The organism is Paraburkholderia sp. XV (assembly GCF_020177535.1).
Taxonomy (GTDB): Bacteria; Pseudomonadota; Gammaproteobacteria; order Burkholderiales; family Burkholderiaceae; genus Paraburkholderia; species Paraburkholderia caribensis.
The window spans coordinates 1-25,729 of record NZ_JAGUUD010000040.1; the positions used below are offsets into that span (position 1 = coordinate 1).

The 25,729-nt window shown below is 61.5% G+C and carries 23 protein-coding genes; 9 read left to right on the plus strand and 14 right to left on the minus strand.

Annotation, left to right across the window (positions count from 1 at the left end):
• Nucleotides 1-100: 100 nt before the first annotated feature.
• Complete coding sequence (locus tag KFO72_RS19735; RefSeq protein WP_060610300.1) at nt 101-511, minus strand: cupin domain-containing protein; 411 nt, start codon at nt 509-511, stop codon at nt 101-103.
• 187 nt (nt 512-698) lie between these two features.
• On the opposite strand from KFO72_RS19735, the gene KFO72_RS19740 reads away from it, so the two are divergent.
• A complete protein-coding gene (locus tag KFO72_RS19740; protein WP_060610297.1) occupies nt 699-1,295 on the plus strand; it encodes a hypothetical protein in 597 nt (198 codons plus the stop codon).
• 8 nt (nt 1,296-1,303) lie between these two features.
• On the opposite strand, the gene KFO72_RS19745 is transcribed toward KFO72_RS19740, so the two are convergent.
• The gene (locus KFO72_RS19745) at nt 1,304-2,245 is read right to left on the minus strand and encodes a pseudouridine-5'-phosphate glycosidase (RefSeq protein ID WP_225032810.1); all 942 of its coding nucleotides are present in this window, start codon (nt 2,243-2,245) and stop codon (nt 1,304-1,306) included.
• Nucleotides 2,246-2,475: 230 nt separating this feature from the next.
• Here KFO72_RS19745 and KFO72_RS19750 point away from each other — a divergent pair, with 230 nt between their 5' ends.
• The 3 genes from KFO72_RS19750 (at nt 2,476) to KFO72_RS19760 (ending at nt 6,935) form a co-directional block, all read left to right on the plus strand.
• The gene (locus KFO72_RS19750) at nt 2,476-5,220 is read left to right on the plus strand and encodes an MGH1-like glycoside hydrolase domain-containing protein (RefSeq protein ID WP_225032811.1); all 2,745 of its coding nucleotides are present in this window, start codon (nt 2,476-2,478) and stop codon (nt 5,218-5,220) included.
• Nucleotides 5,221-5,286: 66 nt separating this feature from the next.
• Nucleotides 5,287-5,838, plus strand: coding sequence for a thioredoxin family protein (locus KFO72_RS19755; RefSeq protein ID WP_225032812.1), 552 nt, complete (start codon nt 5,287-5,289; stop codon nt 5,836-5,838).
• Between the two features lie 95 nt (nt 5,839-5,933).
• On the plus strand, nt 5,934-6,935 hold the full coding sequence (locus KFO72_RS19760) for a helix-turn-helix domain-containing GNAT family N-acetyltransferase (protein ID WP_225032813.1): 1,002 nt from the start codon (nt 5,934-5,936) through the stop codon (nt 6,933-6,935).
• On the opposite strand, the gene KFO72_RS19765 is transcribed toward KFO72_RS19760, so the two are convergent.
• The 7 genes from KFO72_RS19765 to KFO72_RS19795 all read right to left on the minus strand — a co-directional run bounded on the left by KFO72_RS19765 (nt 6,922) and on the right by KFO72_RS19795 (nt 12,825).
• A complete protein-coding gene (locus KFO72_RS19765) occupies nt 6,922-7,536 on the minus strand; it encodes an HAD-IA family hydrolase (protein ID WP_054931774.1) in 615 nt (204 codons plus the stop codon). The two genes, KFO72_RS19760 and KFO72_RS19765, sit on opposite strands and share 14 nt — an antisense overlap.
• 123 nt (nt 7,537-7,659) lie before the next feature.
• The gene (hpaH, locus tag KFO72_RS19770) at nt 7,660-8,463 is read right to left on the minus strand and encodes a 2-oxo-hept-4-ene-1,7-dioate hydratase (protein ID WP_225032814.1); all 804 of its coding nucleotides are present in this window, start codon (nt 8,461-8,463) and stop codon (nt 7,660-7,662) included.
• 33 nt (nt 8,464-8,496) lie between these two features.
• Nucleotides 8,497-8,895 carry a 5-carboxymethyl-2-hydroxymuconate Delta-isomerase gene (locus KFO72_RS19775; RefSeq protein WP_224099868.1) on the minus strand — a complete coding sequence of 133 codons (399 nt, stop codon included), beginning with the start codon at nt 8,893-8,895 and terminating at the stop codon, nt 8,497-8,499.
• Nucleotides 8,896-8,915: 20 nt separating this feature from the next.
• A complete protein-coding gene (gene hpaD / locus KFO72_RS19780) occupies nt 8,916-9,779 on the minus strand; it encodes a 3,4-dihydroxyphenylacetate 2,3-dioxygenase (protein WP_225032815.1) in 864 nt (287 codons plus the stop codon).
• 52 nt (nt 9,780-9,831) lie between these two features.
• Nucleotides 9,832-11,289 (minus strand): 5-carboxymethyl-2-hydroxymuconate semialdehyde dehydrogenase, encoded by a 1,458-nt coding sequence (hpaE, locus tag KFO72_RS19785; protein WP_225032816.1) that lies wholly within the window; start codon nt 11,287-11,289, stop codon nt 9,832-9,834.
• A gap of 16 nt (nt 11,290-11,305) precedes the next feature.
• Nucleotides 11,306-12,064, minus strand: coding sequence for a fumarylacetoacetate hydrolase family protein (locus tag KFO72_RS19790; protein ID WP_225032817.1), 759 nt, complete (start codon nt 12,062-12,064; stop codon nt 11,306-11,308).
• Nucleotides 12,061-12,825, minus strand: a complete 765-nt coding sequence (locus KFO72_RS19795; protein WP_062917708.1) for a fumarylacetoacetate hydrolase family protein — start codon at nt 12,823-12,825, stop codon at nt 12,061-12,063. The genes KFO72_RS19790 and KFO72_RS19795 overlap by 4 nt, the downstream gene beginning before the upstream one ends.
• A gap of 333 nt (nt 12,826-13,158) precedes the next feature.
• Between KFO72_RS19795 and KFO72_RS19800 the strand changes: the two genes are divergently transcribed.
• Nucleotides 13,159-13,575, plus strand: coding sequence for a heme-binding protein (locus tag KFO72_RS19800; protein ID WP_054931768.1), 417 nt, complete (start codon nt 13,159-13,161; stop codon nt 13,573-13,575).
• A 56-nt stretch (nt 13,576-13,631) separates the two neighbouring features.
• The gene (locus tag KFO72_RS19805; protein ID WP_225032818.1) at nt 13,632-15,812 is read left to right on the plus strand and encodes a malate synthase G; all 2,181 of its coding nucleotides are present in this window, start codon (nt 13,632-13,634) and stop codon (nt 15,810-15,812) included.
• Nucleotides 15,813-15,886: 74 nt separating this feature from the next.
• Here KFO72_RS19805 and KFO72_RS19810 read toward each other — a convergent pair whose 3' ends face one another.
• The 3 genes from KFO72_RS19810 to KFO72_RS19820 form a co-directional block, all read right to left on the minus strand.
• Nucleotides 15,887-17,326 carry an MFS transporter gene (locus tag KFO72_RS19810; protein WP_062917706.1) on the minus strand — a complete coding sequence of 480 codons (1,440 nt, stop codon included), beginning with the start codon at nt 17,324-17,326 and terminating at the stop codon, nt 15,887-15,889.
• Nucleotides 17,327-17,422: 96 nt separating this feature from the next.
• A complete protein-coding gene (locus KFO72_RS19815) occupies nt 17,423-18,574 on the minus strand; it encodes a CaiB/BaiF CoA transferase family protein (protein ID WP_225032819.1) in 1,152 nt (383 codons plus the stop codon).
• A gap of 8 nt (nt 18,575-18,582) precedes the next feature.
• The gene (locus KFO72_RS19820; protein WP_054931764.1) at nt 18,583-19,521 is read right to left on the minus strand and encodes a hydroxymethylglutaryl-CoA lyase; all 939 of its coding nucleotides are present in this window, start codon (nt 19,519-19,521) and stop codon (nt 18,583-18,585) included.
• Nucleotides 19,522-19,712: 191 nt separating this feature from the next.
• On the opposite strand from KFO72_RS19820, the gene KFO72_RS19825 reads away from it, so the two are divergent.
• Entirely contained in the window at nt 19,713-20,630 is a 918-nt protein-coding gene (locus KFO72_RS19825; protein WP_054931763.1) for a LysR family transcriptional regulator, read from the plus strand.
• Nucleotides 20,631-20,638: 8 nt separating this feature from the next.
• On the opposite strand, the gene mdtD is transcribed toward KFO72_RS19825, so the two are convergent.
• Entirely contained in the window at nt 20,639-22,027 is a 1,389-nt protein-coding gene (gene mdtD / locus KFO72_RS19830; protein WP_412101788.1) for a multidrug transporter subunit MdtD, read from the minus strand.
• 209 nt (nt 22,028-22,236) lie between these two features.
• On the opposite strand from mdtD, the gene KFO72_RS19835 reads away from it, so the two are divergent.
• Nucleotides 22,237-22,482, plus strand: a complete 246-nt coding sequence (locus KFO72_RS19835) for a hypothetical protein (RefSeq protein WP_225032820.1) — start codon at nt 22,237-22,239, stop codon at nt 22,480-22,482.
• Between the two features lie 446 nt (nt 22,483-22,928).
• Nucleotides 22,929-23,798, plus strand: a complete 870-nt coding sequence (locus KFO72_RS19840) for a hypothetical protein (protein ID WP_225032821.1) — start codon at nt 22,929-22,931, stop codon at nt 23,796-23,798.
• Between the two features lie 145 nt (nt 23,799-23,943).
• On the opposite strand, the gene KFO72_RS19845 is transcribed toward KFO72_RS19840, so the two are convergent.
• Nucleotides 23,944-25,698: a ShlB/FhaC/HecB family hemolysin secretion/activation protein gene (locus tag KFO72_RS19845; protein WP_225032822.1), complete on the minus strand. Its 1,755-nt coding sequence runs from the start codon at nt 25,696-25,698 to the stop codon at nt 23,944-23,946.
• Nucleotides 25,699-25,729 lie beyond the last annotated feature (31 nt).

Here is a 25,729-nt window from a genome sequence, read left to right on the forward strand (position 1 = left end):
GCCCCGCACAGGGGCGACGCCTGAAGCACGCTAACGAATCGCGGATGCCAGCGAAAAAGCAAAAGCAAAAGCAAGGCAAAAGCAAAAGCAAAAGCAAACATCACCCCCCAACCTCATACGGCAAAACCTGCTCCATCTCATCAGCCCGATTCCGCGCCACGACGGCGCGCGCCGGCATCGTCATGCTGAGATTAAAAGGCTGATGCGGCACCCCCGGCGGAATAAACAGAAAGTCCCCTGCTTCCGCGATAATCGCCTGACGCAGGCCAGGCCCATACCGCGTCTCCACGCGCCCTTCCAGCACATAAATTCCCGTTTCATAACCGCAGTGAATGTGCGGCTCGGCATGGCCGCCGGGCGGAACGACGACAAGATGCATCGACAGGCCCTGCGCGCCCGCCGTCGTCGACGAAATACCGACGAAGTACGGCAAGCGCTGCATCGTGGCAATTTCCCTGTCGGGACGCACGACCACGAGTTGCGCGACTTCGCTTTGTGAATCGTCTTCCATATGCGACTTCCCCCATTCAATGGGACGCTGAATACCGAGCGATTCTACGCCGGAGCATCACGAGAAAAAGCACCCCAGCCCGCACTTCATGAAGCGCTCACTGAACATGCTGCCGGCAACGCCAGATACCTGTTGCCGATGTATAAGATTCGAAAATCAAACGACGACCTCCGCGGAGCCATTGAACATGAATAAACGTCAGTTCCTGACCAGCGCCGCTGCCATCGGCGTCAGCATCACGCCAGCACTCGGCGCTACGAATGCGAAAACGGCCGCATGCGCTGCGGCTCCCGCAATACTCACCGTGTCCGGTGCGATCAAGCGCACGAATCGCGGCGCGCTCGACCCGGCATTCGATCCACTGATGGCCAGGCATCTCGTCAAATTCACATCGGCCTATACATTCGACTATCCGTCTATCACCAGCCTGCCCACCGTCACCATCAAGCCAACCATCGAATACGACGCGAAGCAGCACACGCTAACCGGCCCATTGCTCGCCAATGTACTCGAGCAGGCCGGCGCGCCCAGCGCTGGCGACACCAGGATTTCGTTGCGCGCCGTCGACGGCTACGCGGTGCTGACCACGCTCGACAACATCCGCGCATGGCGCTTCATCGTCGCGACGCATATGGACGGCAAGCCAATGCCCCTGGGCGGCCTCGGTCCGCTATGGGCGATCTACGATGCCGACAAGATTCCGGAACTCGCCGCAAAGCCGCTCAAGGATCGCTTCGTATTGTCGCCGTGGGGCCTTTACCAGATCCAGGTATCCGAGACGTAACGGCATGTTCATGCCGCTGTGCGTCCTTGATTGGCCAACGCGAGTGCCAGCCGCGCGCCGACCTCGGCATTGTGCTTCACCAGCGCGATATTGGTTGCAAGGCTGCGCCCGCCCGTCAGCGCCTTGATGCGCGCCAGCAGAAACGGCGTCACGGCCTTTCCAGTGATCCCTTGCGCAGCCGCTTCTTCCAGCGCCTGCCGGGTCAACGTGTCGATCTCGTCGGACGGCATCGCAGCCGCTTCGGGCACGGGCGTGCTCAACACCACGCCGCCCGCGAGACCCAGGTCCCACTTCGTGCGAATGAAGCGTGCCTGGGCTGCCGCATCGTCGAGTCTGAAATCCGCGCGAAAGCCGCTGTCGCGTGTATAGAACGCAGCGAAATTGTCCTGCTCGCAACTGAGCACGGGCACGCCATGCGTTTCCAGATATTCCAGTGTCAGCCCAATGTCGAGAATCGATTTCGCGCCCGCGCACACGACGGCAACCGACGTTTTCGCCAGTTCCTGCAAGTCCGCTGATATGTCGAAGGTTTCCGGTGCGCCGCGATGCACGCCGCCAATGCCACCCGTGACGAACACTTCGATCCCCGCCAGCGCCGCACATATCATCGTGCCCGCCACCGTCGTCGCGCCGAGTCCACCGCTTGCCAGCACGGCCGGCAGATCGCGGCGGCTGACCTTGTGCACGTTGTCGGAGCGCGCAATCAGTTCGAGTTCGTCGTCCGACAGTCCAATGCGGATACGCCCGCCGATCAGCGCGATGGTCGCGGGCTGCGCGCCGGAATCGCGGATCACCGCCTCGACTTCACGCGCCGTGCGCACGTTCTGCGGGTACGGCATGCCATGAGCGATGATCGTCGACTCGAGCGCCACGATCTGGCGGCCAGCCGCCTGCGCGGCCGCCACGGGGGCGCTGAACGTCAACCACGAGCGTGCGAGCTTCGCATCCATATCGACAGGTTCCGCAATGTGTTGCGCTCAAGTATGCAGCAGAATGCTCGCGCGAAATGACAACGCTGTACCGCGACGGCCCTCAACGGATAGCTACGCCCTTCGATCGCCATGCAGCGCGTTGGCGCATATCATCATGATTCCGTTCGCGCACGCCACGCTCAGGACGGAAAAGCACAGACGTTCATATCCGGAACGGGTCGGACGATCGATGTCGGCCGGGAGGTGCCATGCAGCCTGCAAGCGCAATCAATCTGCTCCAGTCGAAGGAAGGTTCGCGTCTTCATGGACCGGACCTCGCGCGTTGGCGCCGCTGGGGACCTTATCTGAGCGACCGTCAATGGGGCACCGTGCGCGAGGACTACAGCGAATACGGCACCGCATGGGACTACTTTCCGCACGACCATGCGCGCAGCCGGATGTATCGCTGGGGCGAGGACGGCATCGCCGGCTTCGGCAACGATCCGCTCGACTGGTGCGTGTCGCTCGCACTCTGGAACGAACGCGACCCCATCATCAAGGAACGACTGTTCGGCCTGACGAACGCGCAGGGCAATCACGGCGAGGACGTGAAGGAGCTCTACTTCTATCTGGACGGCACACCGACGCACTCGTACATGAAGATGCTCTACAAGTATCCTCACGACGCGTATCCGTACCAGGACCTGATCGACGAAAACGCGCGGCGCGGCGCCGGCCAACCCGAATATGAAGTGCTCGATACGGGCGTGTTCGACGACGACGGGTACTTCGACGTCTGGGTCGAATATGCGAAGCACACACACGACGATATCGTCATGCGCGTGACTGTCGAAAACCGCTCGGACCTACCCGGCACGCTGCATGTGCTGCCGCAGTTCTGGGCGCGCAACCGCTGGGCGTGGTCGGGCAAGCCCGGCAAGCCGTCGCTCACGCTGGAGCCGAATGCGGCAGAAGGCGCGCGGATCATCGCACGCCATCCCGCACTCGACACGATGATCGTAACGGCAACCGCGCAGCAGCCCATCGAATGGATCTTCTGCGAAAACGAAACCAACGTCCGCCGCATTTTCGGCATCGACGGCGAAGGGCCGTTCAAGGACGGCTTCAACGACTATCTCGTCGATGGCAACGAACGCGCGATCCGCCGCGACAAGGGCACGCGCGCCGCCGCGCATACGGTTCTCCAGCTTGGCCCGCACGAACAGTCGGTACTGTATCTGCGCTGGCGTCCCGAATCCGTTGCCGAGGCCGCGCCGCTCGACATGCCGGCGCTCTTTGCACGCCGCCAGGCTGAGACCGACGAATTCTATGCGGCGCTTCAGCACGACATCGCCGATGCCGACGCGCGTCTCGTGCAACGTCAGGCGCTCGCCGGGATGTTGTGGTCGAAGCAGTACTATCAGTTCGACGTGACGCGCTGGCACGACGGCGATCCCGGCCAGCCTGTGCCGCCGAAAGGCCGCAGGCGTGGCCGCAATGCGGACTGGCGACACATGTGCAACGGCGACATCGTGTCGATGCCCGACAAATGGGAGTACCCGTGGTATGCATCATGGGACCTCGCGTTTCATGCTGTCGCGTTCGCGATCGTCGACCCCGACTTTGCGAAGAAGCAATTGCAACTGCTCGTGAAAGAGCGCTACATGCATCCGAACGGGCAACTGCCCGCCTACGAGTGGGCATTCGGCGACGCGAATCCGCCCGTGCATGCGTGGGCAACGTGGCGTGTCTACGAACTCGACCGCGAGATCACGGGTGTCGGCGATCACGAGTTTCTCGAAGTGATGTTCCATAAGCTGCTGCTCAACTTCTCGTGGTGGGTCAACCGCAAGGACGCCGACGACCGCAACATCTTTCAGGGAGGGTTTCTCGGGCTCGACAATATCGGCATCTTCGATCGCTCGTCGCCGCTGCCCACGGGCGGCCGCATCGATCAGGCAGACGGCACCGCGTGGATGGCCTCCTATGCACTCGATCTGATGCAAATCGGACTCGAACTCGCGATGACGAACCCGGCGTACGTCGAAATCGCGGTGAAGTTCTTCGAGCACTTTCTGTATATCGCGGAAGCCGTCAGTTGCGGCGAAGGTTGCAATACAGGACTGTGGGACGGTCACGATGAATTTTTCTATGACGTGCTGCATCTTCCCGATGGAACGCGCGTGCCGATGCGCATCCGGTCGATCGTCGGATTGATTCCGCTTTTCGCGGTGCATGTACTCGACGAGCAGATACATGGTCATTTGCCGGGATTGCGCGAGCGGCTCGCATGGTTTCTCGATCACCGGCCGAATCTGGCCAAACTCGTCTCGCGCTGGACAGAATCCGGCAAAGGCAACACATCCCTGCTCTCGCTATTGCGCGGACACAGAATGAAATCGCTGCTCAAGCGCGCGCTCGATGAAAACGAATTTCTCTCGCCCTTTGGCGTGAGGGCGCTCTCGCGTGTTCATCTTCATGAACCGTATGTTTTCGATCACGACGGCGTGCATGTCTGCATCGAATATCAACCTGCCGAATCGGATTCGCGCGTGTTCGGCGGCAATTCGAACTGGCGCGGCCCCGTATGGATGCCCGTCAACTATCTGCTGATCGAATCGCTATACGAATTCCATCGCTACTATGGCGACGAGTTCCGCATCGAGCATCCGACAGGATCGGGGCACAGTTCTTCGCTCAGCGAAGTCGCCGACGATCTCGCGCGGCGTGTCACGACACTGTTCATGAAGAACGAGCGAGGCGTGCGGCCCGTGATGGCCGCGTATCCGATGCTGCAGGCCGACCCGCGTTCACAGGACCTGATTCTCTTCCATGAGTACTTTCACGGCGACAACGGACGTGGTGTGGGCGCTTCGCATCAGACGGGGTGGACGGGACTCGTTGCGCTGCTGTTGCAACCGCGCATGATGAGGCTGTCCCACGTCGCGCCCGATGCAATGCCCGTCGCAACGCAAATGAAGGAAGACACGATGGCGGCCGCAATGGGACGTTAGCGCGTTGGCGTTATAACTACGGCAAGCAACAAGGTTCTTCGACATTTCGAATCAAGGAGTGAGTGGATGGCTACCGAATCGCCTCCAGGTGAACTGGGTACTGCAGCGCCCGCGTTCCTGCTGCCCGCTACCGACGGCCGCACCTATGAACTCGCCGACGTGCGTGGGCCGAAGGGACTCGTCGTGATCTTCATGTGCAACCATTGTCCGTACGTGCAAGCGGCGTTGCCGCGTATCGTGCGCGACGCGCGCGATCTCGCGACACTGGGAATCGGCACCGTCGGAATCAACTCGAACGACAGCATGACCTATCCAGAAGATTCGTTCGAACGCATGGTGGCGCTTTCGGCCGACTGGCAGTTGCCCTTCCCCTATCTGTTCGACGAAACGCAGCAGGTCGCGCGCGCCTGCGATGCCGTCTGCACGCCGGAGTTCTATGGCTTCGATGCCGGACTGCGGCTGCGATATCGCGGCAGACTGGACGCCTCCCGCAAAGACCCGCTTCCCGATGCGCGACGCGACCTGTTCGAGGCGATGCAGCAGATCGGCCAGACGGGTGCCGCACCCGACACGCAGTATCCGGCATTCGGCTGTTCGATCAAGTGGAAGATGGAGTGAGCCGGCAGCCTCCGCTAACGCACGTCAATATCCAGACTTGCAAAAGTTGCGCTTCGCAACTATAGTAGTTGCGAAGCGCAACTACAGCACAAATCATGGACATCGTCGACACACCCATCCAGTCGCGTGAGTCAACCATCCTGGAACTGCGCGAGTTCTCGCGCAAACTCGTGCGCGAACTGGGTTTCATGCGTTCCACGCTGGCCGACAGCGATCTCGCGCCGTCGGCGGTGCACGCCATTCTTGAAATCGGCGCAACGCCGGGCATTCAGGCACGCGATCTCGCTCATCTTCTGCGGCTCGACAAGTCGAACGCGAGCAGACAGGTCGCCAAACTGGAAACGTCCGGGCTGATCGAACGCATGGCGTCGAGCGATGATGCACGCTCGTCGGAGCTTTATCTGACCAAAGCGGGTCAACAACTGCGCAAAAAGATCGACAAGTTCGCGACGGATCAGGTGTCGAGCGCGCTACGCAAGCTTGCGCCATCCGATCAGCAGTCGTTGGTGCGCGCACTCTCGCTGTACGCAAGCGCGCTCGAGCAGGACAACGATGCCAAAGAGGCGCAGCAGGCAACTGCATCCGGCCTGCAAATCGTCGAAGGCTATCAGCCCGGTTGCATTGGCGACATCGCGAGTCTTCACGCGCGCTATTACTCACAGCATTCCGGCTTTGGCGCGTACTTCGAGAAACTCGTTGCAACAGGGTTGGCCGAGTTTGCGGAGTCGCTTCCCGATCCCAGCCGACAACTGTGGCTCGTGTCCGACAACGGGCGAGCGCTGGCATCCATCGCCATCGACGGAAACGCGAAGAGCCGCGTTGCGCATTTGCGCTGGTTCATCGTCGACGATTCGCTGCGCGGTTTGGGCATCGGCAGGCAGTTGATGACGCGCGCCATGGCGTTCGTCGACGAACGCTTCGACGAAACGTATTTGTGGACGTTCAAGGGCCTCGATGCCGCGCGTCACTTGTACGAAGCGTTCGGCTTCCAGCTAGCCGAGGAGGCCGAGGGCACGCAATGGGGAGAGGCTGTCGTCGAGCAGCGCTTCATCCGGCGCAAATCGCCGGCTGGACAATCCCGCGCTAAAGCAGATTGAAGCGCGTCAGTTCTTCCGCCAACGCGCGGGCAGTGGTGAACTTGCAGGCGCGTAGCCCCGCGTCGAGGGCGCCCGTGACATTGGCATCGGAGTCGTCGATGAAGAGCGTCGCGTCGGCATCGATACCAAGCTGACGAACGCAGCCCAGATAAGCCTGGGCGGCGGGTTTCGCCGCCCCGAACGCCGCCGACGGATAAACGTGCGCGCCAAACAGCCGCGCGACGGGCGGATTGAGATAGCCGATATGGTCGGTGACGAGCCGGCAGTTGTTGGTCAGCACGGCGATCGGATGGCGATCGGCCACCTGAGCGGCGAGCGCTAACGTTTCCGTGTCCGGCGTGATCGACGCGTGCCGCGCCGTCAGCCAGTCGTCGCGGCTGACGGCGCAACCCAGCATGTCTCCAAGCTCGCGAAGATACGCGTCGTCGGTAATCTCACCGGCATCGGCACGCGCTTCGAGGCCCGACTCCCAGATGGCGTGGCGCACGGCTTCGGGCGGCTTGCCCGTCAACTGGGCCATGCGTTGCGTGCGCGCCGCGCGATCGTAATGCGACAACACGCCTTCCATATCGAATAGCACGAGCTTGATCGATGACCTCATGGTGCCGGCTCCACACAATGAGCGCATTCCGCCGTGTTGCGTCGAACGCGCGACCTTCCGATTGTGCCTTGATGTGCGGCTGCCTGGTAGTTTTCAAAAAATGCCGCGATGCACGGGGCCGCGCTAGACGAAATTCAACGCAATGCCGCCAAGCGGACCGTAATCGACATGAAACGTATCGCCCGCGCGCGCAGCAATGGGACTTGTGAATGAGCCGCTGAGAATCACGTCGTTCGCGTTCAGCATTTCGTCATAAGGGGCGATCTTGTTCGCGAGCCACGCAACGCCCGTCGCCGGATGATTGAGCACGGCAGCGGCAAGACCGCTCTCTTCGACGGCACCGTTCCTGTAAAGCAACGCGCCGACCCAACGCAGGTCGACATCCATCGGACGCACGGGACGACCGCCCATCACGATGCCGGCATTCGCCGCAAAGTCGGAAATCGTATCGAACACCTTGCGAGGTGCCTTGGTCTCGCGGTCCAACTGCTCGATGCGCGCGTCGATGATCTCGACAGCGGGCGTCACATAGGCCGTCGCGTCGAGCACGTCGGTGAGTGTCACGCCGGGCCCTTTGAGCGGACGCGCGAGAATGAACGCCAGTTCCACTTCGACACGCGGCGCGATGAAGCGATCGGCGCGAATGTCCTGTCCGGCTTCGATGAACATGGAGTCGAGAAGCGGCGCGTAGTCCGGTTCGTCGATCTGCGACGACCGCTGCATGGCGCGCGACGTCAAGCCTATCTTGCGGCCTTTGATCACATGCCCTTCCGCCAGCTTCATCTTCACCCATTCGCGCTGGATTGCGTAACCGTCCTCGATTGTCATCTCGGGATAGGCAGCGGAAAAGTGCCGCAACTGCGTACGCGTTTTCTCGGCCTGATCGAGTTTCCCGGCGAGTTCGCGGATAGTCGTCTGATCTAACATGTCGAGTTCCCGATGGTCGCGCGCAGCCCTTTATCAGCTCTTTAGCCGGGCGTGCAGATTGTTGTGCTTCCAGGTACCGGCTTCGCTGAACTCGTTGATCTCCAGCGAAAGCGCCAGCCCGTATTGCTCGAAGGCATCGGCAAAATGCTGCTTGATGATGTCGAATAGCGCGTCGCCTGTGGCCGTCTTTGCATTCTCGGAGCGGCCCGCGCCGATCTTCAGGTTCGCGTGCAAAAACGCGGCATCCGGCCTGCCGTCCGCGATGCAGTACTGTTCGCAGCGCACCGCGCGCACGCGTATGCCACCGGGTGGATACACACGTTGATCGTTCTCGCGTTGCGCATCGAGGCATTGCGCAAGCTTGCGGCAAAGCGCTCCAATGCTGTCTTCGCTCGCCAGATTGGCGCTGTATTCGAGCGTGAGATGTGGCACGTCAACTCTCCATTGATCGATCAGGCGGGCAGCGGCGTAACGGGGAAAATTGCATTGATCTGCCCCGTGCCCGAACTGCCGAAATAAGGCGTCACCACTTCGACCTTGCCTTCATAACGATCCCAGCCGAGCGCACCTAGCAACATCGCCGTGTCGTGCATGCCGCCTTCGCCCCAGCATTTTTCATTGTAGAGCGGCAGCATGCCGCAAAACGCTTTCCAGTCGCCCTGTTCCCATAACGACACCACGTGCCGGTCAGTCTGTTCGAGAAACGGGTCCCACACCTTGTGCATGAACTGCTCGGCCGTGCCGTTGTTCGCGAAGTGATGACTCAGCGAGCCGCTCGCGAGAATCGCAACCGTGCCTTCATAGCGTTCCTCGATGGCCTTGCGCACGGCGAGCCCGAAGCGCGCGCTGGTTGGCAGGTCGTGCCACATGCACCACCCTGCAATCGATATGGTCCTGAAGCGCTGGTCTGCATTCATGTATCGCATCGGGACCAGCGTGCCGTATTCGAGTTCGAGCGAGGTTTCGCTATGGGCGCGGCTTTTCACGCCCATTTCGTTCGCGACTTCGGCAATCAGCTTGCCTAGCTGCACATTGCCGGGATAAGCATAGGCCATGTTATTGATGAAATGCGGCAGTTCGTTACTCGTATAAACGCCTTCGAATTTCGGCGCGCAGTTGATGTGGTATTCGCTATTCACCAGCCAGTGAACGTCGAACACGATGATCGTATCGACGCCAAGCTCGCGGCAACGCCGGCCGATTTCATGATGCCCGTCGATCGCTGCCTGGCGGCAGCCTTTATGCGGCCCATCCAGTTCCGACAGATACATCGAAGGCACGTGGGTCACTTTGGCGGCCAGTGCGAGCTTGCCCATCGTGTTCTCCTTTCAGAAACCAATGCCTGGAATCGCGTGTCGTGCGGAAAGCTCAGACGCCCCAGCGCGGAATGTGATGCGAGCCGAGCGATACGCAGATGTTCTTCGGTTCGAGAAACACTTCATCACTCCATGTGCCGCCCTCACGTCCCACGCCCGATGCCTTCGTGCCGCCAAACGGCTGGCGCAGATCGCGCACGTTCTGGCTGTTCACGAAGCACATGCCAGCCTCGATCGCGGCTGCGACGCGATGCGCGCGGCCCGTGTTTTCCGTCCACACGTAGCTGGAAAGGCCATATGAAATATCGTTGGCGAGGCGAATCGCTTCGGCTTCGTCATTGAATGGAATCAGGCACGCGACGGGTCCGAAGATCTCTTCCTGCGCGATTCGCATGCGGTTGTCGACGTCGACGAATACGGTCGGCGTGACGAAATTGCCGCGCTTCAATGCATCGGGCAGCGCTGGCGCATCGAGCCCGCCGCACGCGAGCGTCGCGCCTTCTTTCGGACCCAGCTCGATATAGCTGCGCACTTTCGCCAGATGCGCCTGACTGATCATCGGGCCGATGATCGTCTGCTCGCTGAGGGGATCGCCCACGCTCAGACGCTTCGCGCGTTCGATAAAGCGTTCCGCGAACCTCGCGTAAATCGACTTCTGCACGAGAATGCGCGAACCCGCCGTGCAGCGTTCGCCATTGTTCGAGAAGATCATGAACACGGCGGCATCGAGCGCGCGTTCGAAATCCGCGTCGTCGAAAATCACGAATGGCGACTTGCCGCCCAGTTCCATCGAGAACTTCTTCAAGCCCGCTGTCTTGACGATCCGGTTGCCCGTGGCGGTGGAACCGGTAAAGGAAATTGCGTGCACGTCGGGATGCGCGACGAGCGGCTCGCCCGCGTCCTTGCCATAGCCGTGCACGATGTTCAGCACGCCCGCAGGAATGCCCGCCTCCAGCGCAAGATTGCCCAGCATCGACGCCGTCAGCGGCGACAGCTCGCTCATCTTCAGCACGGCCGTATTGCCGAATGCGAGGCATGGCGCCACTTTCCATGTCGCCGTCATGAACGGCACATTCCACGGCGAGATCAGCGCGCACACGCCGACGGGATGAAACAGCGTGTAGTTCAGATGCGAATCGGTCGGATACGTGTGGCCGTCGACGCGCGTGCACATCTCGGCAAAGTACGTGAAATTGTCGGCGGCACGCGGCACCAGCTGCTTGCGCGTTTGCGAAATGGTTTGCCCCGTGTCGCGCGTTTCCGTATCGGAGAGTTCGGGCACGTTCTTCGCGATCAGTTCACCAAGCTTGCGCACGAGCCTGGCGCGCTCGCTAGCGGGCTTTGCGGCCCACGCGGGAAACGCGTCTTTCGCGGCGCGCACTGCGGCCTCGACATCCTCCGCCGTACCGCTCGCGACTTCGGCGAGTACTTCCTGGGTGGCCGGGTTCACCGTTTCGAAGTAATCGCGCGCGGCCTTCGGTTTGCCGTTGATCAGATGTTCGATTCGCATGACGGTTCCTGAATGATCAGTCGCGGTTGAAGTCCGCGTCGGAAGCGATCGCGTTGACGAGACGGCCCAGGCCGTCTATTTCGCAGACGACTTCATCGCCCGCATTCACATTGACGACGCCCTCGGGCGTTCCCGTCAGAATGATTTCGCCGGGCGCGAGCGTCATGAAACTGCTGAGGTATTCGATCAGCGCGGGAATGCTGGTCACGAGATCCCGCGTGTTGCCCTTCTGATGCAGCGTGCCGTTCACATACGTGCGCAATTCGAGTTGCGCGACATCGTCGATATCCGCGGCATCGACGAACCAGGGGCCGAGTACCGTGCCGCCGTCGCGATTCTTCACGCGCAGATTCGGCCGATAGTAATTCTCCAGGTAGTCGCGAATCGCGTAGTCGTTCGCGATCATGTAGCCCGCCACGTATTGCATCGCTTCGTCGCGGGTCACCTCTTTCGCTGGCCGGCCAATGACGACGGCCAGCTCGCACTCGTAGTGCATGAACGTCACATCCGCAGGACGCCGCGTGACGCCGCGATGACCGATCACGCTGCCCGCGCCCTTGAGAAACACGAGCGGCTCTTCCTGTTTCGAGAACTGCAGTTCCTTTGCGTGCTCCGCGTAATTCAGTCCGAGCGCGAAGATCGTGCCGGGTTGAACGGGCGCGAGCCACACGACTTCATCTTCGCGGCACACGCGGCCATCGGCGAGACACACGCCGCGTTCATGCGGATACGCTTCATGAATCGCGCCTGCGTAGGCAACACGGCCGCGCATCATTGTCCGCCTCCCTCTTTCGCGGTCATCGAGAAACACAACGGCGGCCAGTCGCCAATTGCAACGCCGATCTCGTCGCCCACATGGGCGATCGGCGCGCCGTGCGGGGCGCCCAATGTCAGCACGTCGCCGGGGGCGAGCGTCATGAAGTCGGTCACGTCGGCAATCAGACGCGCAACGTCGCGAATCGACGTGGACGTGTTCGCGACGAACGGCTCTGTTCCTTCGATACTGATCGCGACACGCAGCGCATCGGGATCGCTCACATGCCGGCGCGCGACGACAGCAGGGCCGATCACACAAAAGCCATCGCGTGCGCGGAATCTCACCGAGGGGCGATACACGCTTTCGTGAGGCACGCAAAGGTCGGCCACGACCGTATAGCCCGCGACGTAATCCAGTGCGTTCCCGACGCGGACACGGCATGCCGTGCGCCCGATCACGACACCAAGCGAGCCGCCCACCTGCACGCCTTGCTCATCGTCCGGCACCACGACGCGGGCACGATGACCGGCAAAGGTATTGCGCGGCTTCACGTACAGCACGGGCGCTTTCGGCGGCGCTTTGTAGGGCGCCGCGTTGACCGCGCCGCCGAGTGCATCGAGCGCGGCGCGGTCGTTCAGCAGCGTTCCGTAAACCGTCCCGTCGACAGGCGGCCTGCACGCCGCCCCACTCGCAAGCAATGCGCTCACGGCCCGCGCATCGACATCGCGTGCAAACGGCTCGGCTGCGAGATGAATCCGGTGATCGTCGAGTGCGAACATGGGTTGCCTGCATCCGCTATTCACTAATATCTTAGTAGTATTCGCGCCGTGCCGTCTGCGGTCAAGCGCATCGACTTGCAGCGCGGGTTTTCCCTGGCGCAGCGCCTGCCAGTGCTTCGAGCCGAAAAAGAAACAGAAAAAACTGGTATGACCAGTGTTCCACCGGGTCGACAAGTCGCCAGGAACCCGGAACAATGGGCACCAAGTCATATATAAGACTGGACCTCGCGTGCACGTTTGCAGTGCGCGCGCGCACGTCGGCTGACATGTGCATGCGCGGCTTGCGGCCAGTCTGTCGGTGGAATTCATTTCAATCGTTTCAGGAATCGCAACATGCAGACAAAATCCGTGCTGACGGTCGCAGAGTCGACGAAAATCATCGAAGCGGCGCGCGCCGAAGCCGAACGTAACCAGTGGGCCGTCACGATCGCCGTGGTGGACGACGGCGGCCATCTGCTGTCGCTGCTGCGCCTCGACAACTGCGCGCCCGTCGGCGCCTACATCGCGACGGATAAGGCCCGCACCGCCGCGCTCGGCCGCCGCGAATCGAAGCAGTACGAGGACATGATCAACAACGGCCGCACTGCATTCCTGAGCGCGCCGCTGTCGGGCACGCTGGAAGGCGGCGTGCCCGTTGTCGTAGATGGCCAGGTGATCGGCGCCGTCGGTGTTTCCGGCGTCAAGGCCGATCAGGATGCGCAAGTGGCAAAGGCCGGTGCCGCGGCCGTTGCCAGCCACGCGAACGGCTGAATGCCGCGCTGACAAAAATAATTTGCCCCCCGAATTTGCCCCTCTTGGAACAGCCCATGACTCAATTGACCCAACGCGGCGGATTGCAGGTCGCCGCGAACCTCGAACAGTTCATCGAAAAGGAAGCCCTGCCTGGCACCGGTGTCGATAGCGCCGCGTTCTGGGCCGGTTTCGATGCCCTCGTGCACGATCTCGCGCCGAAGAACCGCGCGCTGCTCGCCGAACGCGACCGCCTGCAGGCCGAACTGGACAAGTGGCATCGCGCGAATCCGGGGCCCGTGCGTGACCTGCGCGCGTATCGCGGCTTCCTCGAAAGCATCGGCTATATCGTGCCGACGCCGGCCGGCGTAAAAGCGACGACCGACAACGTCGACCGCGAAATCGCCGAACAGGCGGGCCCGCAGCTCGTCGTGCCGCTATCGAACCAGCGTTACGCGCTGAACGCGGCGAACGCGCGCTGGGGCAGCCTGTACGACGCGCTGTACGGCACCGACGCCATCGACGAAACCGACGGCGCCGAACGTACCGCGAAGTTCAACCCGGTGCGCGGCGCGCGTGTGATCGCGTTCGCGCGCCAGTTTCTCGACGACGCCGCGCCGCTCGCGAATGCCTCGCACAAGGACGCGACCGGCTATCGCGTCGAGAACGGCAAGCTGAGCATCGCACTGAAGAATGGCACGGCCGCACTGGAGGACGAGGCGCAATTCATCGGCTATCGGGGCGACGCGAATGCACCGACGGCCGTGCTGCTCAAGCACAACGGCCTGCACTTCGAAATCCAGATCGACGCGAACGATCCGATCGGCAAGACCGACCCCGCGCACGTGAAGGACGTGCTGATGGAAGCGGCCGTGAGCACGATCATCGATTGCGAAGACTCGGTCGCCGCCGTCGATGCCGACGACAAAGTACTGCTCTATCGCAACTGGCTCGGCCTGATGGTCGGCAACCTGACGGAAGAAGTCACGAAGGGCGGCAAGACGTTCACGCGGCGTCTCAACGCGGACCGCGAATATCAAGGCGCAAACGGCCAGCCGGTGAAGCTGCATGGCCGCTCGCTGCTGTTCATCCGCAATGTCGGCCATCTGATGACGAACCCGGCCGTGCTCGACCGCGACGGCAATGAGATTCCCGAAGGCATTCTCGACGGCGTCGTCACCACGCTGTGCGCACTGCATGACCGCACGCACAAGCTCAATTCGCGCACGGGTTCGATCTACATCGTCAAGCCGAAGATGCATGGCCCCGCCGAAGTCGCGTTCGCGAGCGAGCTGTTCTCGCGTGTCGAGGATCTGCTCGGGCTCGCGCGCAACACGATCAAGATGGGCATCATGGACGAGGAGCGCCGCACCAGCGTGAACCTCGCTGCATGTATCGGCCAGGCGTCGGCGCGAGTCGCGTTCATCAACACGGGCTTCCTCGACCGCACGGGCGACGAGATGCACAGCTCGATGGAAGCGGGCCCGATGCTGCGCAAGGGCGATATGAAGTCGAGCAAGTGGATCGCCGCCTATGAGCGCAGCAACGTGCTCGTCGGCCTCGCTGCGGGCCTGCGCGGCCGCGCGCAGATCGGCAAGGGCATGTGGGCGATGCCCGACCTGATGAAGGCGATGCTCGAGCAGAAGATCGGCCATCCGAAAGCAGGGGCGAACACGGCATGGGTGCCCTCGCCCACGGCCGCGACGCTGCATGCGCTGCACTATCACCAGGTCGACGTGCAGGCGGTGCAGAAGGAACTGGAGCGCACGGATTTCGCCGCGGTGCGCGACGAACTGCTGGACGGGCTGCTGACGATTCCCGTCGTCGAGCGCGCGCAATGGAACGAGCAGGAGATCCGCAGCGAAGTCGAGAACAACGCGCAGGGCATTCTCGGCTATGTGGTGCGCTGGATCGATCAGGGCGTCGGTTGCTCGAAGGTGCCGGACATTCACAACGTCGGCCTGATGGAAGACCGCGCAACGCTGCGCATTTCGAGCCAGCACATCGCGAACTGGTTGCGCCATGGCGTCATCAAGGCGGAGTTCGTGCGCGAGACGATGGAGCGCATGGCAAAGGTCGTCGATCAGCAAAACGCAAGCGATCCGGGCTACAAGCCGATGGCGCCGAACTTCGACAGCTCGATCGCGTTCAAGGCGGCGTGCGCGCTGGTGTTCGAAGGTTGCGCGCAGCCCAGTGGTTATACGGAGCCGCTGCTGCACAAGTTCCGTTTGCAATTGAAGGCAGCGGGCAAAGCGTAACGTCACACGCTTATTCGCTGCACGAAGTTAAAACGCCGGCCGGGTCTCGAAAGACCCGGCCGGCGTTTCTGTTTTCAGTGGCATAGTTCTTCCAGCCGCTTGCCGTTCGTCTTCGGACCGAAACCGCCAATCGAGATCATCACCACGAGCATGCACGCCGTGATTCCGACGAACACGCCCGCCACGCCGAACTCGCGCAGCAGATGCGCGATCATGAAACCCGACATCATCGCGCCGACGCGGCTCGCGGAATAGACGATCCCATTCGCCCGGCAGCGGACGCGTGTCGGAAACAGTTCCGCCTGGTACGCGTGATAGCAAACGGAAATCGTCTGTCCCGCGAGGCTGATGAGCACGCCCAGCACGATCAGCGGCATGACTGTTTTCACCTGGCCGAACATCAATCCGAACACGACGACCGCAAACGCGGAGCCGACGATCAGCCATTTGCGCTGCACCTTGTCCGCGAACAGCATGGCGAGCAACGGCCCGCAAGGGAGCGCGATTGCGATGACAAACGAATACAACAGGCTCTTCGTCACCGTGATGCCCTGTCCGATCAGCAGCGTCGGCACCCAGTTCGCGAATCCGTAGTAACCGATCGCCTGACAGAAGTTGAAGACGATCAGCATGATCAGGCGCGAGCGGTACGGCGGCTGCCACAATTCCGCCAGCGAAGCGCGGCGATGCACAGGCTGCTCGACGATGGGGAGCGGCGCGGAGAGCGCGCGGCCCGTCTGCCTCACGGCCATCTCTTCCATTTTCCTGACCACGCGCTCGCCGCGCTCGACATGTCCGTGACTTGCCAGCCAACGCGGACTTTCCGGCACGGCCAGCCGGATGAACCACACGATCACCGCCCCAGCCGAGCCCAGCAGCACGACCCAGCGCCAGCCGTCGATACCCCCCAGCGTGATCGGCACGAGCCAGTACGAGAGGATCGCGGCGGCAGGCGCGGCGGCAAACATCACGGCCTGATTGAACGCCATCGCGCGGCCGCGCATATGCTGGGGTACGAGCTCGGTGATATAGCTGTCGATCGTCACGATCTCGATGCCAACGCCGATACCCGTAATAAAGCGCCACAAGATCAGCCCTTCCGGCGAGGTCTGAAACGCCATGATCGCAGAGCCGATCGAATACCACAACAGCGAAACGGTGAAGACCTTGCGCCGTCCAAATCGATCCGGCAACCAGCCGAAACAGAACGTGCCGACAAACAGGCCCGCGAAAGTCGATGCGATGAATCCAGCAATGCCTTGAAGGCCAAAGAACGATTCCGTCGTGGTCTTGAGCAACCCGCTCTTCGCCATGCCCGGCGCGATATAGCCGGTGAAAATCAGATCGTAGACTTCGAAGAAGCCACCAAGCGAGATCAGCAACACGAGCATCCAAAGATGCCGCGTGACAGGCAAGCGGTCCATCCGCGCCGACAACGACGCAGCGGCACGCAAATGGGGCTGTGTATCGGAAGGCGCAAACGGGGGATGGTCTGCTGTGATCGTGCGCTGCATGAATGTCTCCTGAAGTTCACCATCGGTCTGTAATTGCTTTGGATACCTGATGGTTTTCGATTCGTTCGTGTCTTTGCCTGCCCGGCCACTACGCGTTCAGGCGGCCGCTCTGCCTGTCAGCCGCGCGAGTATCTCCTGCGTATGCTCGCCGACCTTCGCCAGCGCCTGACGCACGCCGGGCCTGCGGCCGCCCATCGTCAGCGGAAGCAACACTACTTCCGTCGTGTCGCCGTCGTCGGTCTGCATCGGCACGAGGCCGCCGCTTTGCTTCAGATGCGGATCGTCGAACAGTTGATCGGGACGCACGATCGGCGCGTAAGGAATGCCCGCTGCTTCGAGCTTCGGCGCGAGTTCGTCGATGCGATGCTGTTTGAGGATGTCGCCAAGCCGCGCAAGCAGTTCTGGGCGCGCGGCGACGCGCATCGCGTTATCCGCGAATTGCGGCTCATCGGCGAGATCGGGCCGGGCGATCACGTCACAGAGCGTGACGAACTGCTTGTCGCTCACTGCGCCGATAAACAGTTGCTCGTCGTTCGCCAGCGTGAACACGTCATACACGCTCCACGCCGAGACGCGCGACGGCATCGGCGGCGGTGCTTCGCGCGTCATCGCGTATTGCTGCATGTGCTGGCCAGCGAGAAACACGCAGTTCTCAAACAGGGCGCTTTGCACTTCCTGACCGCGCCCGGTGAAATCGCGCTCGCGCAGCGCAGCCAGCACGCCGATCGCGCCGAACATGCCGCCCATGATGTCGTTGACGGACGTACCTGCACGCAACGGCCGCCCCACTGGCCCCGTCATATAAGAGAGCCCGCCCATCATCTGCACGACTTCATCCAGCGCGAGGCGTTTTTCATACGGCCCCGGCAGAAAGCCCTTGTGCGATACGTAAATCAAACGCGGAAATTTCTTCGACAAGATGTCGTAATCGAGCCCGAGTGTCGTCATCAGGCCGGGCCGGAAATTTTCGAGCATCACGTCGCACTGACCGATCAGTTCTTCAGCGGCTGCATGGCCTTCGGGCGTGTTGATATCGAGCACGACGCTCTTCTTGTTGCGATTGAACGTGCGGAAAAAGCCAATGCCCAGTCCCGGCAGCCTGCGCGTCTTGTCGCCGCCCGGCGGCTCGATCTTGATGACCTCCGCACCGAGATCCGCGAGGATCATCCCGCATGTCGGGCCCATGACCATGTGAGTGAATTCGATGACGCGCACGCCGTCGAGAGGCAGTCGAGTGGAAGCGTTCATGGCGGCCCTCAGGCAATAGCAGTGTGATTAGCAAAGGTTTTGGGCAAGCCCGCGAGCCACAACGAGCCGCGCAGCGTTTCGTCCGGCAGCCAGCGCGCGACCTTCGCACGCAACGCGAGAAGCCGTTCGATGTCGATGCCCGTTTCGATGCCCATGTCCGCGAGCATGAACGCGAGGTCTTCGCTCGACGCATTGCCGCTCGCGCCCGGCGCATGCGGACAGCCGCCGATACCCGCGAGCGTCGCATCGAAGCGCGCCACGCCCGCTTCCAAAGCCGCATATACGTTCGCGAGCGCGAGGCCGCGCGTGTCGTGGAAATGGCCGCAGCAGAAGCGCTCGCCCGCGATGCGCCGCGCCTTCTCGAACAGATCGCGCACGGCGGCCGGGCTCGCATAGCCGACGGTGTCCGCGATGCTCACGCAATCCGCGCCTGCATCGAGCAGCGCCTGCATGCAACGCAGCACGTCGGACGGATCGACGGCGCCCTGAATCGTGCAGCCGAACGCCGTGCCGATGCCGCCTTCGATCCGCGTCTTCGAACCCGCAGCGTCGCGCGCCGCCCGCATACGCGCGACGTCGGCGATCACTTCGTCAGGCGTCTTGCGCAGATTCGCGAGGCTGTGGGCGCGACTCGCGGAGAGCGGCACGAGCATCAGGTCGGCGCGTGAATCGATGGCGCGCTCGGCGCCTTTCAGGTTCGGCACGAGCACCGACACGCGCAAATCCGGCAGGGTCTTCGCGTACGCGACGAGTTCCGCCGTATCGGCCAGTTGCGGCAACAGACGCGCGGGCACGAACGAACCGACTTCGATTTCGCGCTGACCGGCGGCATACGCATCGGCGATCCATTCGATTTTCCGTTGCGTCGGAAGAATGGTCTGGATGCTTTGCAGGCCGTCGCGCAAGCCGACTTCGCGGATCACGACGCTCGATGGGAATGGGGGCATGGAAGGTGTCTCCAGTGTCGACAGGAGTTAGCGCTTCAGCGCTTACTCCTGTCCCATGCAACAAAGTTGCGTGCGTGCCGGTCGTGGTCATGCCGGCGTTGTGCTAACTTTAGACATTCCATCCGATACATAAAGCGCTATTTTGGAAGCGCCAGGTTTCCGGAACGGAAACCCACAAGGAGACGCAGCGCATGCGCGACATCGACCTGAAAACCTTGCGGCTCGTGGTGGCCGTGTGCGAGCACAAGAACATGGCGCGCGCAGCGCACGACCAGCACATCGAGCCTTCCGCCGTCAGCAAGCGGATCGCGCAACTGGAAAGCGATCTGGGCGTGCCGCTGTTCACGCGCTCGCGGCGTGGCGTGCAACCCACACCTGCCGGCGTCGCGCTGCTCGAACATGCGCGCAGCGTGCTGTTTACGATGGACCGGATTGCCAGCGACGTCGCCGCGTTCGGCAGCGGCCTGCGCGGCAGCGTGAGCGTATGCGCGTCGGCATCGGCGATTGCGGAAAGCCTGCTCGACGATGTCGCGTCGTTCATGAGCATGCCCGCGCATGAAAACATCCGCGTGCATGTCGAAGAGTGGCTGTCGCACGATCTCGTGCGGCGCTTGCGCGAAGGCGCCGCGTCCGTCGGTGTTTGCTGGGACAACGTGGATCTCGAAGGACTGAAGCATCGGCCGTATCGCGAGGACCGGCTCGCGCTCGCCGTGCATCCCGATCATCCGCTGGCGAAGCGCTCGACGCTCCGCTTCACCGAAACGCTCGGCTACGAGCACGTCGGACTGCCGCCGACGACATCCGTGCACATGATGTTGCAGCGCGCCGCGGCACGCGCGGGCGGCACGGTGTCTTACCGGGCCGTGGTATCGAATTTCGATGCTGCGTTTCGCGTGGTGGCCGCGAAGCTCGGCATCAGCGTGATTCCGCAGGTGGTCGGCGACACCTACGCGCGCATTCTCGACGTGCGCGTCATTCCGTTGACGGACGAATGGGCGAAGCGGAATTTCGTGGTCTGCTTTCGCGATTTCGAATCGCTACAGCCTGCTGCGCAGCGCATGGTGGATCATCTCGTCGAGCGCGCGCGGAGCGCGCACGCGCCACGATGAAATGCGCATCAGCGCGCCGTGCGCGCCGCGACGGCAGGCCGCGCAGGCGCAACATCGAGCCGCCGGAACACGAGCGCCGACAGCAGCGTGATCACGCCGACGCAAACGAAGCTCAGCATGAATCCCGTCGACGCCGAGCCCACGCCCGCCGAAAACAGGTTGACCAGCCCGCCGCCGATCGACACGCCCAGCGCGATCGCCAGCATCTGCACCATCGAAAACAGGCTGTTGCCGCTGCCTGCATCCGCATGCGACAGCCCCTTGAGGGTCACGCTGTTCATCGCGGCGAACTGCATCGAGTTGGCCGCGCCGAACACGGCGAGCAGCGCGATTTCCAGCAGCGGCGTCGACTGTTTCGACACGAGCGCGAACGCGATGATCGTCGAGCCGACAATCATCGTATTGACGAGCAGAAACGCCGAATAGCCGAAGCGCTTGATGAGCGGCGCGATCCATCGCTTCGACACGGTGCCGGCGATGGCGGCGGGCAGCATCATCAACCCCGAGCGCAGCGGCGAATAGCCGAGCTGCACCTGCATGAGCAGCGGCAGCATGAACGGCACCGCACTCGATCCGATCCGGCACAGCAGGTTGCCGATCAGGCCGACGCTGAAATTCGGTTCGCTGAATAGCGCGAGCCTGAACAGCGGCCGCGCGCTGGAGCGTGCATGCGGAATGTAAGCCAGCGCCGCGACGACGCCCGCCATCGCAAGACCCACCGACCATTCGACACGATAGGTGCTCATCGGCGGATCGATCGCGAGCGACAGCAGGATCATCGCAAGCGACAGTAGAGCGCAGCCGATGAAATCGAACGGCGGCGGGTGGCTTGCGTTGTCGTGCGGCAGAAAGCGCTGCACGGCGATCAGCCCGATTGCGCCGACGGGCACGTTGACGAGGAAAATCCAGTGCCACGAAATGGCTTGCGTGAGCCAGCCGCCCAGCGTCGGCCCGACGATCGGCCCGACCTGCCCCGCAATCGAAACGAAGGCAAGCGCCGATACGTACTGCTCGCCCGGCACGCTGCGCAACACGGCAAGCCGCCCGATAGGCAACAGCATCGAACCGCCGACGCCTTGCAGCACGCGCGCAACGACGAGTTGATCCAGCGTGTGCGCGCCCGCGCAGCACACCGAGCCGAGCACGAATACGAGAATCGCGGCGAGGTACACGCGGCGCGTGCCGAAGCGGTCGGCGAACCAGCCTGAGGCGGGTGTGAGAAGCGCCATCGTCAGCGAGTACGAGACGACGACGGGTTGCATGGCGAGCGGCGACGCGTGCAGGCTTTGCGCCATCGAAGGCAGAGCAGTGTTGACGATGGTCGTGTCGAGCGCCTGCATGAAGAATGCAGCGGCGACGATCCAGAGCAGTGCGGTGTGTGAGGAATCGCGGGTCATGATGATGTTCGGAGAGGCGCGGCGGAAGCCTAAAACATGGTGTTGCCATCACAGCGCCTCGGAAACGGGCGTTTCGCCGAACCGGCGATCGGGCCGATTCGTCCAGATCCAGATGCAGCGTTCATGGTATCGGTTTCACCGGCAATCGGGAAGTCACTGAAGGTGTTGATTGTCATCGCCGTACGCAGACACGCGATTTATCCCAATTCATGCCTTTGGAATATAAGCGTGTGGCAACAGCATGCCCTGACTTTGCTGCCTTCCAGAAAAATATGGCCGCACTTGGCCTGCCCGCACCGAAGAGTCTTTTCGAAACGGTGCAAACGGCAACTGCAAACGTCGCTGCAATGCTTGACGGATTTAAGTCGGTCGGTACGCGCGCGACCATGTCCGAAATCATCGGCGATCGCATTAACATTTACATGGCACGCGGCGTAGGCTTTTACCAACTCTAGACCAGACGACACGCACGTTCCCGCCGGCCCTTCCGCCGCAGAGACAGGCCAGGTGGTTTGCGCAATGCGAGCATTAGAGGAATATCGCAAGTCATTATTTTGTAAGCGCCGTGCTCGCGCGAAGAACAAGCAAAAGCCCGGACAATTCGATTCTTGATGTCATATCGCTCTTCCACATCTGAAAATCCAAGCCCCCTGAGCCGATAGCGAGTCTTACCGACTTTCTGTTTTGTTGCTCATTAGATGGATTAATACTCAAGTTTTCAGTTCTGCATCCGTTTACATCTATAGCGCGAGTCCGCCGTGTAACTCATGGCTGGCAAATACGCATTATCTTGTCCGGTGGCGATGTGAAAAGGGACAAGGACTGCTTCAGCGGTGGATTCGTGCTTTTCTACAATCTATAAACGGAGTGCGCGACGGAAGAGAGTCCGTCCGCATTGAACATGAACACGAAAATACAGACCCCGTTCCTGCTTTCCCTTATCGCAACTGTTGCACTGACCGCTTGTGGTGGCGGTGGCGGAGATTCCTCGACCGCAAGCAAATCGACGACGCCGGCTCCTACGTCGACACCCGCCAGCACGCCCTCGCCCACCCCCGTTGTGGACGGCGAATCGCTGCCCGATCTGGCGCATCCGCAAACGGGTTCAACAGCCGATGCGGGCAATGGACTCGAAGGCATCTGGTCCACATCCGGTACCAGTCACACGTACGCGACCATCGACCCGACAAATAATCTTCAATACGTCGATGGCATCGCGACTATTGCGACAACCGAGTTCTTCGGTTCGATTGTGCCAACGAGTACAACGTGGGTGCTCAATACCGGCGTCAAATATTCGGGGGGATTCTTCTACACGGCCTCATCGGGCAGCGGCGCGTTTGCGGCCAAACAGACGTTTAGCGGCAGTTACGTTGCAAACGGCAGCACGGTGAACCTCGCCTGGAACTACGACGCGGCGAATGCACTTGCAGTGACCCAATCAAGTGTCACCGGTACCTGGACAGAGACTAACACCTCGCTGACCGTGGACAATGCGGGTGCGGTATCCGGAACGATGTCGAACTGCCCTGTGTCAGGCACGCTTGTGCTGACAACGCCGTTGTCGAACAAGAACCTGTACACGTTTACGGTGACCGTAAGCGGGACGGCGAGCTCGTGTTCGGCTCCGTCGGGAACAACCTTTAATGGTCAGGCGGCAATCGTGTTCCTGCCGATTTCGGGTAGCAGCTTATACAGGCGGACAATTTTTTACGCGGCCAAGACAGCGGACAACTCCCGATATGCGATTGGGCAGGTGGCGAAGCCGTAAGGTTAGCGGCTATTTCACCTGAGTCCAGGATCAGGCTGTTGTTCTCTTCCACACAGTTGTTGGGAGTGAAAGTGTTCAACAGCCTGCCTGCCGTTGTCGAATCGGCTCCTGAAGGAGATCTGGTGCCGCCACTGGCGATATCTTTTCAGAATTGAGCTGTCATCTGAAATCCTACTGTTACGCGAGCCGTTGGAAACCCGTCCGGCTTGTAAATGGGCGTGCCCGCAAACAGATCGTACGCAAACCCGGCGACACGCGTTGGCAAGCTGCCGCGAATGCCGATGACTGCGCCCGCCAGTTGGGTCCCGGCGAGAAATGCCGTGTTCTGACCGTAGACGTGTCCATAGTCGATTCCGGCATAGAGTGCTTGCCCCGTCTGTCCAATCGCCCATTGCAGTTCATTGCGCCAGTAAAACCCCTTTTCCGCCGCGAGCATCGTCTCGCCATCGAAACCGCGAACCGTATAGCGGCTGCCGATAGTCAGGTCGTCGATATAGAACAAGGTGTCGTTCGTGAACTGGCCGTGCACTGTGCTCACGTAGCGCAAGTTCTGCTTTGCAACAGCGAAGGGTACGGAAAGATTCGCGTCGACCACGGCCATATGGAAGCGATACGTCGGACCATCAGGATACGGATCCGACGTCGCGCCCAGACCGCCGACGCCCTGACGATACGCAAGCGTGCCGTCGAATTGCGCAGCACCAAAGTAATGGCGATCAGTCAGGCCAGCTTCGATGAAGGTGTTGTCGCGCTTCTGCGTCGGAATGCTTGTGTCGTCGATAAAGCTTTCGCCGAAGCGCTTCGATAACTGAAGCTGCATGCCGAACACATCGTTCTGGCTGCGAGAGAGAACGCGCGCCAGCCTGAACGCTGCAGTCTGCGAATTGCCGCTCGACACAAACGTCTGGTTCACGCCGGCGATCTGCTCGTAGTAGGTATTGGTATTGCCCGAGAGCGTCGCTGTCCAGTAACCCCATGGCACGGAGTAAGAGCCATTGAATCCGTGCGAGCCCAAATGCTTGTCGCCCAACTCAAGATCCTGATTGGCGCTCAGTGCAAGCACGTCGTTAAGACCCAGCGGATTGTCGAGGCCAAGGCTCAGATTGCCCTGCAGTTTGCCCGTCGCGCGCGTGCCCGAGTTGTCGACGGATGCGACGACACTCCATGGCTTCGTGCGCTTCACGTCGATCACCACTTCGCTTTCTCCTGGCGATGAAGTTGGCTCGACCTTCATGTTAACGTCCTGACTCGCGACGCGCTTCATCTGTTCGAGGCCCTGTTCGAGATCGCGCAGATTCAGCATGTCGCCGTCGCGAGCGGGAAATGCTGATTTCCATGTGCCGCGCGTGTCCGGATTCGCGAAACGAAGATGACGGACGACTCCGGGTACGAGTGCGACTGCCAGCGTGCCTTTCGATACGTCCTGCTCGGGCAGTAACACGCGGGTCGTGACGTAACCGCGACTCAGGATGAGTTGCTGCACGCCCTTGGTGAGAATGTCGAAGCCCTGCTTTCCGATGCATTGGCCCGCGTAGTGATTGAGCCATTCCCGCGCGAATGCAAAGCGGTCGAGTGGCAACGCTGATGCGCCCTGCTTGCGGATCGCGTCGGGTAATGTGTCGGGCACGTCGAGCGCGAATGTATCGATGCGAAAGCATGGTGATTCGGTTGGAAGCATGGGAAAGCCGTCAGCTTTCGGTGCCGTCGAGCGCACTGCCGGCGCGTTGACCGCCTGGGCTCGCTGTTGTGCGTCGCGTTGCTGCTGCACCTGCTGGTTCTGTTCAGCGCTCGCGCGTGCGGCGGCAGCTGTGTCCGCAGGAGTTGGCGCCTGCTGCGCCTGGCCCGTTAGTGATATCAAGGCTGTGAGCGGGAGTGCCGCCAGCCTCTTCATGCTGTTCATTGTCTGTCTTCCGAGAATCATCCCTGCGTGC

Bases quoted from the DNA above. Each gene is read 5' to 3' on its own strand.
- KFO72_RS19765 (WP_054931774.1), bottom strand. From the start codon at position 7,536: ATGAGGTCATCGATCAAGCTCGTGCTATTCGATATGGAAGGCGTGTTG.
- KFO72_RS19790 (WP_225032817.1), bottom strand. From the start codon at position 12,064: ATGATGCGCGGCCGTGTTGCCTACGCAGGCGCGATTCATGAAGCGTAT.
- KFO72_RS19815 (WP_225032819.1), bottom strand. From the start codon at position 18,574: ATGAACGCTTCCACTCGACTGCCTCTCGACGGCGTGCGCGTCATCGAA.
- KFO72_RS19810 (WP_062917706.1), bottom strand. From the start codon at position 17,326: ATGCAGCGCACGATCACAGCAGACCATCCCCCGTTTGCGCCTTCCGAT.
- KFO72_RS19745 (WP_225032810.1), bottom strand. From the start codon at position 2,245: ATGGATGCGAAGCTCGCACGCTCGTGGTTGACGTTCAGCGCCCCCGTG.
- KFO72_RS19825 (WP_054931763.1), top strand. From the start codon at position 19,713: ATGCGCGACATCGACCTGAAAACCTTGCGGCTCGTGGTGGCCGTGTGC.
- KFO72_RS19760 (WP_225032813.1), top strand. From the start codon at position 5,934: ATGGACATCGTCGACACACCCATCCAGTCGCGTGAGTCAACCATCCTG.
- KFO72_RS19800 (WP_054931768.1), top strand. From the start codon at position 13,159: ATGCAGACAAAATCCGTGCTGACGGTCGCAGAGTCGACGAAAATCATC.
- KFO72_RS19755 (WP_225032812.1), top strand. From the start codon at position 5,287: ATGGCTACCGAATCGCCTCCAGGTGAACTGGGTACTGCAGCGCCCGCG.
- KFO72_RS19840 (WP_225032821.1), top strand. From the start codon at position 22,929: ATGAACACGAAAATACAGACCCCGTTCCTGCTTTCCCTTATCGCAACT.
- hpaH (WP_225032814.1), bottom strand. From the start codon at position 8,463: ATGTTAGATCAGACGACTATCCGCGAACTCGCCGGGAAACTCGATCAG.
- KFO72_RS19845 (WP_225032822.1), bottom strand. From the start codon at position 25,698: ATGAACAGCATGAAGAGGCTGGCGGCACTCCCGCTCACAGCCTTGATA.
- hpaE (WP_225032816.1), bottom strand. From the start codon at position 11,289: ATGCGAATCGAACATCTGATCAACGGCAAACCGAAGGCCGCGCGCGAT.
- KFO72_RS19750 (WP_225032811.1), top strand. From the start codon at position 2,476: ATGCAGCCTGCAAGCGCAATCAATCTGCTCCAGTCGAAGGAAGGTTCG.
- KFO72_RS19740 (WP_060610297.1), top strand. From the start codon at position 699: ATGAATAAACGTCAGTTCCTGACCAGCGCCGCTGCCATCGGCGTCAGC.
- KFO72_RS19820 (WP_054931764.1), bottom strand. From the start codon at position 19,521: ATGCCCCCATTCCCATCGAGCGTCGTGATCCGCGAAGTCGGCTTGCGC.
- KFO72_RS19795 (WP_062917708.1), bottom strand. From the start codon at position 12,825: ATGTTCGCACTCGACGATCACCGGATTCATCTCGCAGCCGAGCCGTTT.
- hpaD (WP_225032815.1), bottom strand. From the start codon at position 9,779: ATGGGCAAGCTCGCACTGGCCGCCAAAGTGACCCACGTGCCTTCGATG.
- KFO72_RS19805 (WP_225032818.1), top strand. From the start codon at position 13,632: ATGACTCAATTGACCCAACGCGGCGGATTGCAGGTCGCCGCGAACCTC.
- KFO72_RS19735 (WP_060610300.1), bottom strand. From the start codon at position 511: ATGGAAGACGATTCACAAAGCGAAGTCGCGCAACTCGTGGTCGTGCGT.
- mdtD (WP_412101788.1), bottom strand. From the start codon at position 22,027: ATGACCCGCGATTCCTCACACACCGCACTGCTCTGGATCGTCGCCGCT.
- KFO72_RS19835 (WP_225032820.1), top strand. From the start codon at position 22,237: ATGCCTTTGGAATATAAGCGTGTGGCAACAGCATGCCCTGACTTTGCT.